The organism is Aminobacter sp. P4_D5, from assembly GCF_056401815.1.
The window spans coordinates 1-590 of the sequence record NZ_JBFUIP010001067.1 but is presented as its reverse complement, the minus strand read 5'-3'; the positions used below and the strand labels follow the sequence as shown (position 1 = coordinate 590).

The 590-nt window shown below is 64.0% G+C and carries 1 protein-coding gene; it reads right to left on the bottom strand.

What is annotated here, in order from left to right:
* Positions 1 to 451: Sec-independent protein translocase protein TatB (tatB, locus tag AC1DWF_RS36690; RefSeq protein WP_476843346.1), on the bottom strand; the 451-nt coding region annotated here is incomplete at its 3' end.
* Positions 452 to 590: the final 139 nt, after the last annotated feature.

Below are 590 nucleotides of genomic sequence, written 5' to 3'. Positions count from 1 at the left end.
CCTTGACGTCGGCAGCCGGGAAGACCGGTGCCGCTGGCATGGCTTCGGGCCCGGCAACGCCCGGCATCGCCGCTGCGCCGCTCTTCAACGGCTCGGCCGGATGCGCTGCGTCAGCGGCGGGCTCCGCCGGCGGCGCAGGCTGGGTCGGCTTCATTGCAGTATCGATGCCAGCCCGCACATCGGCGGCGGCCTGTTCGAACGGATTGAGCTGCTTCCTGATCTCGTTGGCCGGATTGAGGCCGCGGATCTCATCAATCGATTTTTTGACGTCGTCGAGCTCGGCCTCTTTCATCGCCTCGTTGAACTGGCGCTGAAAATCGCCCGCCATGGAACGGGCCTTGGCCGTCATCCGGCCGATGGTGCGGAGCATCTTGGGCAAATCCTTCGGGCCGACGACAACGATCATGACGACCGCGATCACCAGCATTTCGGTCCAGCCGATTTCAAACATGTCGGTGCGATCCGGCTAGTGCATGCCCCGAACTCGKCAACGATGCTCGGAAAAGTTCATGCACGGATTCAAGAAGCTCACAGCGGCCCGTGCGCGTCCAGATGGACGTCACAGCGGCCCGTGCGCGTCCAGATGGACG